The sequence below is a fragment of the Bacteroidota bacterium genome (assembly GCA_038746285.1).
Taxonomy (GTDB): Bacteria; Bacteroidota; Rhodothermia; order Rhodothermales; family JANQRZ01; genus JANQRZ01.
On record JBCDKT010000001.1, the window covers coordinates 143600 to 159760 of the forward strand.

Genomic DNA, 16161 nt, shown 5'->3' on the forward strand with positions numbered 1-16161 from the left:
GACTACCGACCACGGCTGCGGGCGCACGCTGGAACAGCACCGGGTCACCGCACGAGTGTGATCCGCTGCGTCTGCGCTTGCCCGCCCGCCACGAGCCGGACGACGTAGACCCCGCTCGGCAAACTGCCCGCGCCGAACTGAGCCGCGTGCGCGCCCGCTTCTCGGGTCTCGTCGATCAGCACCGCCACGCGGCGGCCGAGGGCGTCGTAGACCGTCAGGCGCACCGGCCCGCGCTCGGCGAGGCGGTAGGGGATCTCCGTCCGGGCGCGGAACGGGTTGGGGAAGCTCGGCAGCAGGCCAACGTCTTCTACAGTGCGCGCTGCCTCGGGCGCGCGGAGGTCGTGGACGGTGCCCGGCGCGAGGCGCTGGCCGTCGGCACCGAAGGCTAGCCACGCGTCGTCGGTGCCGAGTGCACCGCCGGTGACGGCCGCGCCGAAGCTGTCGCTGGCGAGCGTGGTCCCGCCCGGTCCGGCGTTCATCGTGTAGACGTAGTCGCCGAGCGGGGCCGCGTTCGGGACGCGCTGGCTGAACGAGAGCGTGACCGTCTCGGGCGGCGTGATGAGTACCGTGTTCGGACCCAGCAGCGGGCCCCGCACCGATCCGTTCGGCAGCGTCGCCTCGGTCCAATACTCGAACGACGCCGGCCCGCCCGCCCCGACCGCGAACGTGGCGTCGAAAAACACCCGCTCGCCGCGCGCGAGAACGACCGGCACCGGAGCCGTCGGCGTGAGCGTGACGGCGAAGTCGGGGAGGGCGGTCTCGGTGACGGTCAGGAGGTAGGGCTGGCGCCAGTCGCTCGGCCCGGTGCCGTCGTGGCGGACGCGGACGAAGTACGTCCCCGCCGGAAGCACCACGTCGGGGATGGCGAGGCTCGCCGTGCCCGGCGCGAAGTCCACGCCGAGGGATGCGTCCCCCGTCGCGTACGAGCCAGGGGCGATGTCATAAAAGTCCAGCCGCCCGCCGAGCCCGGCGCTCGGCTCCAGCGTCACCGTCGCCGCGCCGCCCGTCGTCTGGACGCGGTACCAGTCGGGGTCGGTCGTCCGCACGCCGTCCGGGACCTGCACCGAGCGGACGGTCGCGGTCCCGGCGTAGGTCGTGCCCGGCGCGATGTCGTAGGCAAAGGCCGGATAGTCGCCCTCGTCGAGGCCGCGGATCACGGTGTCCGTGTCTTCCTGGAGGTCGAGGTGGAAGCGGTCGGTGAGGAGGGTGTCGGTCATCCGGTAGGGGGTGCCGTCGGAGGGGACGGGTACGGAGCCGCTGTAGAGCCACTGCCGCTGGAGGTCCACCACGAGGTCGCCCGAGGTGCCGACGTCGCTCGTGATCCAGGTGTAGCGCACGTCGGTCGGGAGCGGCATCGCGGGGTTATCGGTCGTCCCGTCCCAGGCGTCGCCGAAGCCCTGGCTCTGGCCCCGGATGTTGATGCCGGTGATGACATCGTTGTCGTCGCCGTCGCCGTTGATGTCGTCCGTGTGCCAGCCGAAGCCGTTGCCCTCGTCGCCGCCGAAGAGGTAGGGGCCGGGGGACGAGCAGAAGAAGCAGAAGTAGTTGTACCGGAGGTCGCGCGTGGCCGACGAGTTGATGTCCGGCGTGTCGTCGCGCTGCACGGTGGAATCCGCCGCAGTCGAGTCGGCGAAGGGGAAGGGGTTGCCGAAGAGGTTGCTCCCCCGGTGCGGCGTGGCGACGGTGACGAGCTTGGCGACGCGGTGGCCCCCAGCCTCGCCCGGCTCGACCCACCACCGGGGCACGCCGCCTTCGCGCCGCTGCAAATACTCCCGCCCCACGAGCCCGCCCATCGAGTGCCCGACGAGGACGACCTTCTCCTTGCCCGGGTTCGCCGCGAGCACACGCCCGATCATCCGCCCGAGCGTGTACCCCTGCTTAAAGCCCGACTCCTCGTTCGAGTCCGACTCCGAGGCGAAGAAGCCGCCCGGCGAGTCGCCGCTGTTGATCTCGATGAGTGGGTTTGAGGGGTTCTCGTTCCAGAAGTTCTCGAAGTTCGAGGCGTAGAGGCACCCCGGCGCGAGCGCGTTATCCTCGTTCGCAAACTGGACCAGCACGTCGTCGTCGGGGGTGTCCAGCACGCCGTCCGGCCCGGCGATGCGCTCCTCGTTCTCGTAGGCGTTGAGGACCGCGTGGAACACGCCGGCGCGCGGCCCCCAGATCGCGTTCACGGTGGGCTCGTTCGTGAACGGCACCCAGCTTTCCTGGCTGCCGGTGTAGCCGTGGAGGAAGAGGACGGGGTAGGGGCAGTCGCCCGCCGGCTGGGCGAGCGCGGGCGCGGCGGCGAGCAGGAGGGCGAGGACGGCGTAGCGCATCGGTACGGGGCGTTGAACAGGGCGGCAAGATACACGGGGCCGCCTACGCACGCCGGCCGCCCCGCCGAAGCGGAGCGGCCGGCCGTTCGGTCCCGAAGGCTAGGCTCAGCGCACGAGCGTGACCTGCTCGGTCCGCACGTCCGCGCCCGCGACCAGCCGGACGAGGTAGACCCCGCTCGGCAGCGCTGCTCCGTCGAGCACCGCCTCGTGCCGACCCGCTTCCAGTTCGCCGTCGGCGAGCCGCGCCACCTCGCGCCCGAGCACGTCGTAGACCGCCAGCCGCGCGTGCTGCGCCTCGGGCAGCGCGAACGCCACGGTCGCCGCCCGGCCGAACGGGTTCGGATACGCCCCGGCCAGCTCGACCGTCTCGGGCACCGCTGCGCCCGACGCGGCCTCGACTGCATCGGCCTCCGGTGCAGCGGCCTCGTCAGCCTCTTTGGCTCCCGCCATCGGCTCCGGCACCCACGGCCCGACCTCCAGCGCCGCCCACGCCTCGGCACCGCTCGCCGCCCGTGCCGGCGTCACCACGATCTCGAAGCAGTCCTCGTCGATCACCACGTTCGGGAACAGCCCCACGCGCAGGCAGAAGTCGTACGTCGCCACCGGCGCGTTGCCCGGCACCTGCTGCACGTACGGGACCGTCACCTGCTGCCCCGAGGGCAGCGTCCCGTTGGTGATCACCCCCTCGGCCAGCGTCGGCCCGTTCTGGAGCGCCGCCGAGAACCACGACTGGCCCGTGGCCGGGTTGGCCGTGCCGTTGGCGACGACGTAGGTGAACGACACCTGCCCGCCGCGCGGGACGGTCAGCGGACTCGTCGGCGTGGCGTCGATCGTGATCTCGCCCGAGAGGCCCGCGTCCTCGACCTCGACCGAGGCGGCGAACTCGCTCGTCTTGCGGTAGCCCTGCGGCAGGGTCCCTGCGACCTCGGTCGCGTTGGCCGTCACGAACGAGCCGGCCGGATACGCGCTCGCGCCGAGCGTCTGGGTGCCACTCGCGTTGCCGCTCCCGTTGGTCGTGGTCGTGGCGAGCGCGTTCGGGGTCTCGCACTCGCCGAAGCCCGAGGCGTCGGGCGCGGCGTTGCGGCAGAAGAGCAGCTCGTAGGTGGTGTTGGCCTCGGCGTTGAGGGTCCAGGCGATGACGGAGTTCGAGCCGTCGTTCTCGGCCGAGGTGATGACGGGGAAGTTGAGGCGGTCGTTGGCCCCGCTGTCGCCGTCGCCCGCGTCGTTCGGGTTCGGCCCGTCCGGGGCGAGGTCGACCGCGAGCTGGCCGTTGGAGTCGATGACGTTGCCGACGATGGCGATGTCGGAGCACCCACCGCTGAGGAAGATGCCGTCGCGCTCGTTGAAGCGGATCGTGTTGGGCTGGAAGTTCTGGCCGATGCGGACGCCGGAGGCGCTCTGGCAGAAGATGCCCGCGAGGCCGTCCTCACCGGGGATGCCGTTGCCGAGGTCGTCGCCCGCGGCATTCGTGCCGATGAAGTTGTTTTCGAGCACGACGCCCGAGACGCCGCCGAAGAGAAAGACGCCGGTGTCGGTGTTGCCGGAGATCGTGTTGCCGGAGACGGTAGCGAGGCTGGCGCTGTTGCCGAGCACGAGGCCGGACTCGACGTTGGGGCGGGCGGCGGAGCCGTCGGCGGTGGTGCCGATGCGGTTGTCCGACACGACGAAGGCAGCGCTGGAGCGAGCAGCGGTCGTCCCACCGGCATCGCCCCGGAGGGGGCCGGCGAAACGGATACCGGAGCCGTTGTTGCCGCTCACGGTGTTGCCTCGGATCACAGGGTCGAAGCTGTCGAAGACGTCGATGCCGCTATTTTGGAGGTTGTCTCCGACTTGGCCGTTGGGGCGGACCGCCCCCGCGGCGTTGAGGCCGATGGTGTTCCCCTCAACGTGGGTGCTGATGCCGCCACCGAGAAAGACGCCACTCAAGACGTTGCCGGAGATGACGTTCCCCTCGCCCGCCGCGAGCCCCCCGATCCGTGTACCGAGCGGGTCGTCACCATCGACTAAGACGCCGGAGCCGTTGGGTGCGGCGTTCCCGTTCAGGGCCAGCCCGACGGTGTTGTTTCGGATGCGGGTGTCCGACACGCCCGATCCGATGACGGAGATGCCGAATGTGTTGTTGCCGACGAAGTTGCCGTTGCCCGCGCCCGGTAGCCCGATGTCGTTGTCCACCAAGTCCTCGAAGGTATCGTCGTCTTCGACGAGGATACCATCGAACGCGCCCATGCCGCCGGGGCCGACCCCGCGGTTCTTGGTCAGCCCGACCGTGTTGTTGGTCAGCACGACGCCCGAGGGCACCGCCCCGTGCTCGCCCGGATCGAGGCCAAGGAAGATGCCCTCTAAGACGTTAGCTGAGGCGAGGTTCGTGTTGATGTCGGCGTTGTCGCCCGAGACCCAGATTCCGGTGGAACCGTTGCCGAGAGGCTGGTTGCCGTCGGCGTCACTCCCGACGAGGTTGCGCTGGACTATCATCCCACTCTCGAACGGATAGGGGATGATGCCGATGTTGCCGTTGCCCGAGACGAGGTTGTTCTGCGTCGTGCCGTTGACCTCGATGCCGTCGAAGTTGCCGGCGGCCGCCTCGCCGGTGAAGTCGGTGCCGACGTAGTTGCACTCAGCGAGAGAGTTCTCCCTGAACGCTCGGATGCCCATCCCGGGGAAGTTCTGGATGACGAGGCCGCGCACCGTCATCCCCGGCTCGTTGAAGTTGCTCAGGCCATCCCCGAACGAGAGCAGGCTGCCGTCGAGGACGACGCGGAGGTCGTGCTTCGGTCCCGAGACGAGGTCGCCGCAGGAGGCCCCCGGCTGGGTCAGCCCGTCGATGGTCACGTCGGACGTTTCGATTCTCGGGAGCGGGTCGGGACCCATACTCGAGACGAATTCGACTTGGATCTGCCACACGCCGGGGGCGATCTCGGAGCCTGTGGGGCCGTCGTCGATGGCAAACTCGATGGTGATGGGGCCAGTCGCGGCATTAGCCTCGTCAATCGCTGCGCGTAGCTGGCACTCGTCGGGGAAGCTGATGGTCTCGCAAACGCCGTCCCCCGGATTCGCGTCCCCTCCGCCGTCGTCAAAGGCCGCATCGACGGTGAGAACGAGAGAAGATCCTCGGTAGACCGGCACCGGCGGCACACGAGCCGAACGGTCTGCGGCGCGGCGCGGCGCACGCGGAGCCACGGCCGGGAGGTCGGCCCGGAAGGCAGCAGACGCCGCGCGGCCCGCCTCGTTCAGCACGAGGCCGCCGAGGGCTTCGTCGTAGCGGTAGTAGACCGGGCGCTCCGTAGCCGGGCGGGCGGTCGGACGGGCCTCGAGCGCGGCCTCGGCATCGAGGGCGGGGGTGGAGCGCTGCTGGGCGTGGGAGGCCGGGGCGGCGAGCAGGGCCGCGAAGCAGAGGAGCGTGAGGAGTCGGCGCATGGGTTGGCTCGGGGGGTAGGGAAAGAAGGCCCGAGGCCGAAGCACCGGGACGAGTAGCGAAGAATAAGTCACCAGGCGTTAAAAAACTTAGCTTTGTCATACGCTTCCGGCGCAAACCCGTAGCGCCTTTGACTCCCAAACCATAGATCACACATTGGCGTTCGGGCCTAGTCAACGCTTGGCTCACGCAGAGCAGGCCAAGCACTCGGTGGAGCCTGCCCTGCTTTCGCTGACCGGGAGAAGCTCCGGTCTACTGCGCGAGCGTCACGCGCTCGGTGTGCACCGCGCCGCCGGTAGCGAGCCGGACGAGGCCGACCCCGCTCGGCAGCACCGCTCCGTCGAGGGTTGTCTCGTGGCGGCCCCGCCTCGGCCTCACCGCCGGCGACCCGCTCGTGCCGAAACCCCGCGCCACGCCCGCCGGTTGGCCCCGTCCCTTCTCACCCAACCCTATCCTCCATGTCTCAGCTCTCCGACCACACCGTCATCGTCACCGGCGCCTCGTCCGGCATCGGCGAAGCCACGGCCCGTCTCCTTGCCTCCGAAGGGGCCGCCGTCGCCCTCGCCGCCCGCCGCACCGACCGCCTCGAAGCGCTCAAGTCCGAGATCGAAGACGCCGGCGGCCGCGCCCTCGTCGTCGAGACCGACGTCACCGACCGCGCCGCCTGCCAGAACCTGATCGACCAGACCCTCGACGCCTTCGGGCGGCTCGACGTGCTCATCAACAACGCGGGCGTGATGCCGCTCTCGTTCGTCAAGAACGTCCGCGTGGAGGAGTGGGAGCAGATGGTGGACGTGAACATCAACGGGGTGCTCTACTGCACCGCCGCCGCGCTCCCACACTTCACCGAGCAGAAGAGCGGCCACATCGTCAACGTGTCGTCGGTCGCCGGGCGGCGGCTCTTCACCGGCGGCGCGGTCTACTGCGCGACCAAGCACGCCGTCACGGCCTTCTCCGAGGGGCTGCGCCGCGAGCTAGGCCCCGCCTTTGGCATCCGCGTCACTTCCATCGAGCCGGGTGCCGTAGCGACCGAGCTCCCCGAGGCGATTGCCGACCCCGAGTTCCAGGAGGCGATGGCCAGCTTCGAGGTGACCCCGCTCGAAAGCGAGGACATCGCCGAGTCGATCCGCTACGCCCTCGCTGCCCCGCCGCGCGCAACGGTCCACGAGGTCCTCGTCATGCCCACCGACCAGGCGATGTAGCGTTGCCCCGTCGTCGGGCGGGCACTCGCTCTCGGTAAACGCGTACCTACGCCATCCCGAGATACCGAATGACGATGGACACGCTGAACGTTTCTCTTCCGCCAGGTCTCGACCCTGCAACGGCGCGACTCGCACTCGCGCTTGGGCTGTTCCAAGAAGAAGAGGTCTCGGTCGGTAAGGCTGCTGAGATCGCGGGCCTCTCGTACCGCGCCTTCCTCGACGCCCTCCACGCGCGCGGCATCTCGGCCTACACCTACACGGACGAGATGCTCGACGAGGACCTCGCCTTCGTCCGCCGTTTCAGAGAGGACCGGCGGCTGTGACCGACCTCGTCGTCACCGACACGTCGTGCCTGATCGCCCTCGACCGGATCGGGCAGATCAACCTCTTGCCTGCGCTCTTCACGGTTCATGCGCCACCGGCTGTTGTCGAAGAGTTCGGGAGCCGTCCACCCTGGCTACTCGTCGAAGAGGCCGACGCGGCCCGCGTCGAGGTTCTGATGCAGCACGTCGACCGCGGCGAAGCCGAGGCGATTGCGCTGGCCGAGTCTTACGACGATGTACAGCTTCTCATCGATGAGAAAAAAGGTCGGCGGGTGGCACGAGAGCTTGGCCTTTCGGTGACGGGGACCGCCGGCCTCCTGCTCGCGGCGAAAGCCGCCGGGCGGATCGCGGAGGTCCGACCCCTTCTCGACGCGCTCATCCGCGCGCACGGATTCCGGCTGAGCAAACGGCACTACGAGCAGGTGCTCCACGCGGCTGGCGAGGCGTAGCAGCGCGGCGAATCGGAAGGCAAGATCGGGAGATCGCCGCTCCGTGCGCGCCGTTATCTTCCGCTCCCACCTTCGCTCCTCGGCTCATGTCCCCTCCGTCTACCGGTCCCGCGCTCGGCTTCGAGTCTGTGCTCTGGGACGCCGCTGACCTACTCCGCTCCAACCTCGACCCCGCCGAGTACAAGCACGTCGTCCTCGGGCTCCTCTTCCTGAAGTACGTCTCCGACGCGTTCACCGAGCGCCGCGACGAACTGGCCGCCGCCGTGGCCGACCCCCACTCGGAATATTTCGTCCCCGAGGCGGAGCGCGAGGCGGAGCTAGAGATGGTGCTCGAAGACCGCGACGAGTACACCGCCGAGAACGTCTTCTGGGTGCCTCTCGAGGCGCGGTGGGAGCACCTCAAGGCGCACGCCTTCCGCCCCGAGATCGGGACGCTCGTGGACGATGCGATGGTGGCGATCGAGGACGCCAACCCGCAACTCCGGGGGGCGCTGCCGAAGATCTTCGCCCGGCCCGCGCTCGACAAGGAGAACCTCGGCAAGCTCATCGTTCGGTTCTCGGAGTTGGGCCTGGGCAGCCGTGAGCACCGCGACACCGACGTGCTCGGGCGCGTCTACGAATACTTCCTCGGGCGCTTCGCCTCGGCCGAGGGCAAGGGCGGCGGCGAGTTCTACACGCCCCGCTCCGTCGTGCGCCTGCTCGTCGAGATGCTCGAACCCTACGAGGGCCGCGTCTACGACCCGTGCTGCGGCTCCGGCGGCCTGTTCGTGCAGTCCCTCGCCTTCATCGAGGCGCACGACGGGCGGCGCGACCAGGTCTCGGTCTACGGCCAGGAGTCCAACCCGACGACGTGGCGGCTGGCGCGCATGAACCTCGCCATCCGCGGCATCGAGGCCCACCTCGGGCACAAGCACGCCGACACCTTCCGCGAAGACCTCCACCCCGACCTCCGCGCCGACGTCGTCCTCGCCAACCCGCCGTTCAACATCAGCCAGTGGCACGGCGAGAAGCTCCGCGACGACGTGCGCTGGCGCTTCGGCGCGCCGCCGGTGGGTAACGCCAACTACGCCTGGATGCAGCACATCCTGCACCACCTCACCGCCACCGGCACGGCGGGCTTCGTGATGGCGAACGGCTCGCTCTCGACCTCGACCGGAGGCGAGGGGGCCATCCGCCGGAAGATGGTCGAGGCCGATGTCGTGGACTGCATCGTGGCGCTGCCGCCGCAGCTTTTTTACCAGACGCAGATCCCCGTCTCCCTCTGGTTCCTCACCAAGCACAAAGGACGGCTGGAGCGGACCGGCCGCCCCGCGCTCCGCGACCGCACCGGCGAGGTGCTCTTCATCGACGCCCGCGAGATGGGGACGATGGAGACGCGCGTCCACCGCATCCTGACCGGCGAGGACGACGCCCGACCGGGGCCGGAGACCGACATCGGGCGGATCGCGGCGACCTACCACGCCTGGCGCAACGCCGACGGCGACTACGCCGACGTGCCCGGCTTCTGCAAGAGCGCGGGGCGAGACGAGATCGAGCGCAACCGGTTCGTGCTCACGCCGGGGCGCTACGTGGGCGTGGCGACGGTGGAGCGGGAGGGCGAACCGGTGGGCGAGGCGATCCAGCGGCTGATCGGCGAGGTCCGCGAGCAACTAGCCGAAGCGCGAGAGATGGACCCGACAATCGAGAACGTACTTAGCCTGCTTGAGGATGCCTGATCTTCCCGAAGGCTGGTCAGAGTCCGCCCTCGGCGATGTCGTTACGCTGAAGCGTGGATACGATCTCCCCAAGCGCTCCCGTCGCGAGGGACCGGTCCCTGTAATTTCGTCTTCGGGGTATTCGGGAAATCACAACGAGGCGAAGGTCGATGCCCCCGGGGTCGTTACTGGGCGATATGGTACAATCGGCGAGGTCTACTACATCGAAGAGAATTTCTGGCCCCTCAACACGGCGCTCTATGTCCGATCCTTTCATGGAAACGATCCGCTGTTCATTTCCTACTTTTTGCGGACTCTGAACTTTGAAGCGTACACGGACAAGGCGGCAGTTCCCGGCATCAACCGAAATCACTTGCACCAGGAGCGCGTCGTTATTCCTGAGCCGGAGGAGCAGCAACGGATCGCCTCTGTGCTCCGGCTGCTCGACGACCGGATTGCGCTGAACCGGCGGATGAACCGGACGCTGGAGGCGCTCGCAGCTTCGCTCTTCCGCCAGCGCTTCGTGGCCTTCGAGGGGCAGGGGCCGCTCGTGGACTCCGGCACGCCGCTCAGAGCCATCCCGGAGGGGTGGGTGGTCCGGCCCATCGGGGACGTACTCAAAACGGTCGGCGGCTCCACGCCGAGTACCAAGGTGGCTGAGTTCTGGGATGGAGGTTCCGTTCACTGGACCACACCCAAAGACCTCTCTTCGCTGGATACTCCGGTCTTGCTCGACACCGCTCGCCAGATCACCGAGGCAGGGCTTGCCAAGATCAGTTCTGGCTTACTTCCAGCGGGAACGGTGTTGATGTCCTCCCGCGCTCCCGTCGGCTACCTCGCCATCGCAGAGATTCCTGTTGCCGTCAACCAGGGCTATATCGCCTTCCCGCCATCCGACGAGTTCAGCAACCTTTTCATTCTCTTCTGGCTCCGCGCCAACATGGACCGGATCGTCGGGCGCGCAGGCGGAACTACGTTCAAGGAAATCAGCAAGCGAGGCTTTCGTCCTATGCTCATGGCCGTCCCACCGGCTGAGCTACGTGCTGAGTTTGAAACCGTGGCTCGCCCGCTCTACGACCGAATCGTAGCGAATGAGAAGCAGAGCCGGACACTGGCGGCGCTGCGGGACGAGCTGCTGCCGGAGCTGATCTCGGGTCGCCTCCGCGTACCCGAGACACTGGACGACCTCATTTGATCTCGAAACACGGCCTCATCGATGCCTACTCAGAAAACCCACGTCCGCATTTTCGCGGCCTCTCCCGGCGATGTCACCGCCGAGCGCGATGCCCTCGATGAGGTCGCCGCCGACCTCAGCCACAGCCTCGACGGCGTCCATGTCGAGGTACTCCGGTGGGAGCGCGATACCTACCCCGCGATGGGCCGCGCGCAGGGCCTCGTCTTCGACCAGATGGGCGAAGACTTTGACATCCTCGTCGGCATCATGTGGAAGCGATTCGGGAGTCCCACCGGCGAGGCCGAGTCCGGTACCGAGGAGGAGTTCGACCGCGCCTACGCACGGTGGCAGCAGACGGGCCAACCGCCGATCTTGTTCTACTTCTGCGAGCGTCCCTTCTTCCCGCGCACCGACCGCGAGGTAGAGCAGTTCCAGAAGGTGCAGGCCTTCCGCCAGCGGCTCGAAGGCTCCGGCCTCATCGGCACGTACGAGGCTGTAGACGACTTCAAGAGGAAGGTCCGCCGCGCGCTCGACGCCACGATCCGCCGCGATGTGCTCGGCAAAGTTCCGGCGCAAAGCACGGACGCTTCCGCAGAGCAGACAGCCCCTACTCTGCCGGACGCCGACACCCACGAGCCTGTACCGTCTCGTTTCGGTGACATCCCGATGCCGCGCCGCCGGGCACGCGCCACCGACCTCGACAAGCACCGCTTCGTCCGCGACGGCTTCAGCACCATCGTCTCCTATTTCGAGGATGCCGGCGACCGCCTACGTCAGTCTGACCCGGCACTCGACGTAGACCTTGAGACCGAGTCCTCGCGCGCCTTCCGTGCGACCGTATTCGAGAACGGCCAGGCACGCAGCCGCTGCCGCATCTGGATTTCCGACTCGATGGGAGCAGAACAAATCGCCTATCTCGAAGGCGGGCGGGGCGGGGGATTTTCCAACAACTCGATGAATGACTACGTCAACGTGGCGGAGACCGATGGCGGCCTTGCGTTCGCGCTGTCCGGGATGGACTTCTCGACGCAGCCTGGACAGGTCGTGGATGCAGAGGGCGCAGCCCGGCATTTCTGGACCCGATTCACCCGGCCGCTCGACGACGCTTCGCGTTCGCCGTGGGGATGATCTTTCGATTCTTCGATGCTGTGTGCCGACGCGCTGTGTCGGAGTAAACCTTGCCCTGCGCACCCATAAGGCAGCATTACAAGTTTCCGGTCGTTACTCCGACATTTCCGGGTCGGAGTAAAATGTCGGAGTAAACCGCCTATCCATGAGCCAACGTGTTACCGAGAACACGGTCGAAGAGGCCGCCATCGCCTACTTCGCCGGGGAAACGAAGGCCGCCGGGCAGACGCTCGAAGGACTCGGCTACGCCTACCAGCCCGGCCTCGCCGTCGAGGACGAGCGCGGCGGGCCGGCGGGCGTTGTCCTCGAACGCCGCTTCCGCGCGGCGCTGCAACGCCTCAACCCCGACCTCTCGTCCGACACCCTCGACCTCGCCGCGCGCGAAGTCCTCCAGCCGCAGTCGGCCGCGCTCGACGAGGCCAACCGCCGGTTCACGCGCCAGCTCCAGCGCGGCGTCGAGGTCGAGGTCCGCACCGAGCACGGTACGCGCGGGGCCCGCGTCCGCCTCGTGGACTACGACAACGCAGAGGCCAACGACTGGCTCGTCGTCAACCAGCTCACGGTCGAGGAGCAGACGGCCAACCGCAACGTCCGCCGCCCGGACCTCGTGGTCTACCTCAACGGCCTGCCCGTGGCCGTGGCCGAACTCAAGAACGTCGCCGGGAGCAAGACCGAGCTGGCCGACGCGTGGCAGCAGTTCGAGACCTACAAAGACCAGATCCCGAGCCTGTTCGTCTACAACGTCGCGCTCGTGCTCTCGGACGGGCGGCAGGCGCACGTCGGCAGCCTGACCGCGCCGCTGCGCCGGTTCGGGCCGTGGCGCACGATGCCCGACGGGAGCGTCGCCCCCGAGGCTGCGCCCGCGCTCCGCACGCTCGTCGAGGGCTTCTTCGCGCCCGCCGCGTTCCTCGACGTAGCTCGCCACTTCCAGGTCTGGGAGACCGACCCCGACTCGGGCCGCCTCGTCAAAAAGCTCGCCGCCGACCACCAGCGCCGCGCCGTCAACCGGGCGCTCGGGGAGATCAAGACCGCCATCGCCGAAGACTCCGCCCGCGGCGGCGTGGTGTGGCACACGCAAGGCTCCGGCAAGAGCGTCTCGATGGCCTTCCTCGCCGCCAAAGCCCTCGTCACCCCATCGCTCAAGACGCCCACCGTCCTCGTCCTCACCGACCGGACGGCGCTCGACGACCAGCTCTTCGGGCAGTTCGCCGCCGTGCGCGACCTCCTCCCGGCCCCCGAGCAGGCCGAGACCCGCGAGCACCTCCGCGACTTGCTCGCCACCCGCGCCGGCGGCATCGTCTTCTCGACGCTGCAGAAGTTCGGCACCCGCAAGGACGAGGCGATGCCCGTGCTCACCGAGCGCCGCAACGTCATCGTCCTCGCCGACGAGGCCCACCGCAGCCACTACGACTTCACCGACGGCCTCGCCCGAAACCTCCGCGACGCCCTGCCCCACGCCACGTTCGTCGGCTTCACCGGCACGCCCCTCGAACTCAGCGACCGCTCCACCTCGAACGTCTTCGGCGACTACGTGGACACCTACACGATCTCCGAGGCCATCGCCGACGACGTGATCGTACCGCTCTCGTACGAGAACCGCCTCGCCACGCTCGACCTCCCCGAGGAGGCTGAGTCGTTCCTTGACGAGGGCTTCGAGGAGGTGACCGAAGACCAGGAAATCTTCGACGTGGCGCGCATCCAGCGCAAGTGGAAGCAGCTCGAAGCGGTGGTCGGGCTGCCCGCTCGGCTCCGCGTCGTGGCGAAGGACATCGTCGCGCACTACGAGCGGCGGATCGAGACGCTCGAAGGCAAGGCGATGGTCGTCGGGATGAGCCGCCGCATCTGCGCCGAGCTGTACCGCGAGATCGTCAAGCTCCGCCCGGAATGGCACTCGGACAAGGACGAGGAGGGGCAGATCAAAGTCGTCATCACCGGCTCGGCCAGCGACGAGGCGCTCATCGCGCAGCACGTCCGCTCAAAGGCGCGGCGGGCGGTCATCGAGAAGCGGTTCAAGGAACCCATCGGCGAGGTCGAGCGCCGCAACGCCGAGGCCCGGCAGCAGGCAGAAGAACTGGGTCAGCCCCCGCCCGCCCCCGAGGTCCCGCTGCGTCTCGTGATCGTGCGCGACATGTGGCTGACCGGCTTCGACGTGCCGAGCGCCCACACGCTCTACGTCGACAAGCCGATGCAGGGTCACTCGCTGATGCAGGCCATCGCCCGCGTCAACCGCGTCTTCGCCGACAAGCCCGGCGGTCTCATCGTGGACTACATCGGGCTGGCCGACCCGCTCCGCAAAGCCGTCGAGACCTACAGCCGCTACAACGACCAGCCCACCCTCCCCATCGACGAGGCGCTCGGCGCGCTCCGCACCGCCGTCGGGCGCGTGCGCGACCTCTTCCACGGGTTCGACCTCCGCGACCGCTACGTTGAAGGCGGCCAGACCGAGCGCGTCGAGGTCTACAACGAAGCCCTCGACCACCTCTTCGGGCTCGGTACCGCCACCGACGAGCGGGGACGCGAGCGCACCGGCCCCGAGCGGTACCACGACGCGATGGCGAGCCTCCGCAAGGCCGCCGGACTAGCCCTTCACCTCGAAGCCGCCCGCGACCTCCGCGACGAGATCGCCCTCTACGAGCAGCTCCAGCAGAGCGTCCGCAAGCAGAAGAAAACGGGCGGCGCAGGGGCTTCGGACAAGCGCGCTGTCGACTTCGCGCTGCGCCGCCTCGTCTCGGCCTCCGTCCACACCGACGAGGTCGTCGACCTGTTCGAGATGGCCGGGCTCGAACATCCCGACCTCTCTATTCTGTCGGATGCGTTTCTGGAGCGGGTCCGCGCCGTCCCGCACGAGAACTTGCAGCGGGAGTTGTTGGAGCGAATCGTACGCGACCAGATCCGCAGCCAGCGCCGCCAGAACGTGGTCCAGGCCGACCGGTTCTCGGAGGCCCTCAAGGCCACGCTCAACCGCTACCACAACCGCTCGCTGGAGACGGCGCAGGTCATCGCCGAGTTGATCGAGCTAGCCAAGACGATCCGCGCACTCCCCGACCGGGCGGCTGAACTGGGCCTCACGAACGACGAGCTTGCCTTCTACGACGCCCTCGCGGCTCAGGACGGCGTCACCGATGTGATGGACGACGATGCGCTCGGTGCTATCGCAAAAAGCCTCGCCGACACCATCCGCCGCTCCGCCACGATTGACTGGACCAAGAAAGAGGCCGTGCGCGCCCGGATGCGCGCTCGCGTCAAGCGCCTCCTCCGCCGCCACGGCTACCCCCCCGAAAAGCAGGAAAGCGCCGTCGAGACCGTCATCCACCAGGCCGAGGTGCTCGCCTCGACCACGGCTGCGTCATAGTAGTAGCCAAACGAGAGACCTATCGGATGGCAACCCCTTCACGCAACCCCGACTTCGACACGACTCTTTCTGCCCAAGTAGATCCTGGCGGGAAGCCTATTCATATCGCAGGTGTCTCGTTCGACCCCGCCGACGTGCTGTCTACGATGGATCCGGTAGCCTACGAGGCTGCCCTCACCGAGTGGACGAGAGTCAGTGAGCCGCTGGAGGACGTGCTGGCCCGTGCGCGTTCAGTCTTGACGCTCAGCGCTTCCAATCGTGAGCGGTTCGAAAGGCTGTCCGAGGTGGTCCAGCGCAACCAGGCAATCCCGTTCGTGGGAGCGGGACTGTCTCATCCATGTGGCAACCCACTGTGGAGAGAGTTTCTTCTTCGTCTCGCTGGAGAGTCAGGCATGGATGTCCCCAACATCGCAGCACGCCTGAATGCTGGGGGGTACGAGCAAGTCGCAGAGGAGATCGTCGCTGCCCGACCGGCGAACTGGTTTAACGAGCGGTTGACGACCACCTACAAGCGCGACATGGAACTGGCAGGGGCCGTTCTCCGCCTCCCACGCCTGTTTCAAGGGTGTCTCATCACGACTAACTTCGACGCTGTTCTAGAAACGGTCTATAAACAGGCTGCATGTGCTTTCGATCACCGGGTCATCGGGGGTAATGAAGGTGGATTCACGTACGCCCTTTCTCAAGGTGAACACCACCTCCTGAAGCTGCACGGGGACTTGGAATATCCTACGCACCGCGTCCTAACCTATTCGGAGTATGTCGCGGCCTACGGCGATACCGCCTTCGACTTCAGCTTGCCACTGCCGAAGGCAATCAAGGGAGTCTATGAGAACTACTTCCTTGTTTTCCTCGGGTGCAGCCTCGGAGCCGACCGGACGATGGACCTATGGGACTACCTCATCACAGCCGCTGGCTCCGATGCCATCCCTCGACATATCGCCATTATCGAAAGCCCAGAGGTGGACCGACTTCCGCCAGATCGCGAAGATGAGCTAGTCATCCGAAACATCTTTCCCATCTGGTATCCCAAGGATCAGCATCAAGCCGTAGATGACCTGCTCGCTCTCCTCGATGCGGTTGTCAACGAGGGCGAGTCTATCGACAGGTAG

Annotated in this window: 11 protein-coding genes; 8 read left to right on the plus strand and 3 right to left on the minus strand. The window is 67.6% G+C overall.

Going from position 1 to position 16161, the window contains the following annotated elements:
- Positions 1–44: 44 nt before the first annotated feature.
- The 3 genes from AAGI91_00610 to AAGI91_00620 form a co-directional block, all read right to left on the minus strand.
- Positions 45–2315 (minus strand): T9SS type A sorting domain-containing protein, encoded by a 2271-nt coding sequence (locus tag AAGI91_00610; protein MEM1041106.1) that lies wholly within the window; start codon positions 2313–2315, stop codon positions 45–47.
- A 105-nt stretch (positions 2316–2420) separates the two neighbouring features.
- Positions 2421–5729 carry a right-handed parallel beta-helix repeat-containing protein gene (locus AAGI91_00615; protein MEM1041107.1) on the minus strand — a complete coding sequence of 1103 codons (3309 nt, stop codon included), beginning with the start codon at positions 5727–5729 and terminating at the stop codon, positions 2421–2423.
- A gap of 250 nt (positions 5730–5979) precedes the next feature.
- Entirely contained in the window at positions 5980–6141 is a 162-nt protein-coding gene (locus AAGI91_00620; protein ID MEM1041108.1) for a hypothetical protein, read from the minus strand.
- Between the two features lie 44 nt (positions 6142–6185).
- Here AAGI91_00620 and AAGI91_00625 point away from each other — a divergent pair, with 44 nt between their 5' ends.
- From AAGI91_00625 to AAGI91_00660, 8 genes are all read left to right on the plus strand, one after another.
- Positions 6186–6929: an SDR family oxidoreductase gene (locus tag AAGI91_00625; protein MEM1041109.1), complete on the plus strand. Its 744-nt coding sequence runs from the start codon at positions 6186–6188 to the stop codon at positions 6927–6929.
- A gap of 74 nt (positions 6930–7003) precedes the next feature.
- Positions 7004–7252 carry a UPF0175 family protein gene (locus tag AAGI91_00630; protein MEM1041110.1) on the plus strand — a complete coding sequence of 83 codons (249 nt, stop codon included), beginning with the start codon at positions 7004–7006 and terminating at the stop codon, positions 7250–7252.
- Positions 7249–7701, plus strand: coding sequence for a DUF3368 domain-containing protein (locus AAGI91_00635; GenBank protein ID MEM1041111.1), 453 nt, complete (start codon positions 7249–7251; stop codon positions 7699–7701). The genes AAGI91_00630 and AAGI91_00635 overlap by 4 nt, the downstream gene beginning before the upstream one ends.
- Before the next feature lie 86 nt (positions 7702–7787).
- Positions 7788–9416, plus strand: coding sequence for a class I SAM-dependent DNA methyltransferase (locus AAGI91_00640; protein MEM1041112.1), 1629 nt, complete (start codon positions 7788–7790; stop codon positions 9414–9416).
- The gene (locus AAGI91_00645) at positions 9409–10590 is read left to right on the plus strand and encodes a restriction endonuclease subunit S (protein MEM1041113.1); all 1182 of its coding nucleotides are present in this window, start codon (positions 9409–9411) and stop codon (positions 10588–10590) included. The genes AAGI91_00640 and AAGI91_00645 overlap by 8 nt, the downstream gene beginning before the upstream one ends.
- Positions 10591–10611: 21 nt before the next feature.
- The gene (locus tag AAGI91_00650) at positions 10612–11697 is read left to right on the plus strand and encodes a hypothetical protein (protein MEM1041114.1); all 1086 of its coding nucleotides are present in this window, start codon (positions 10612–10614) and stop codon (positions 11695–11697) included.
- A 145-nt stretch (positions 11698–11842) separates the two neighbouring features.
- A complete protein-coding gene (locus AAGI91_00655; GenBank protein MEM1041115.1) occupies positions 11843–15049 on the plus strand; it encodes a type I restriction endonuclease subunit R in 3207 nt (1068 codons plus the stop codon).
- Positions 15050–15075: 26 nt separating this feature from the next.
- The gene (locus AAGI91_00660; protein MEM1041116.1) at positions 15076–16161 is read left to right on the plus strand and encodes an SIR2 family protein; all 1086 of its coding nucleotides are present in this window, start codon (positions 15076–15078) and stop codon (positions 16159–16161) included.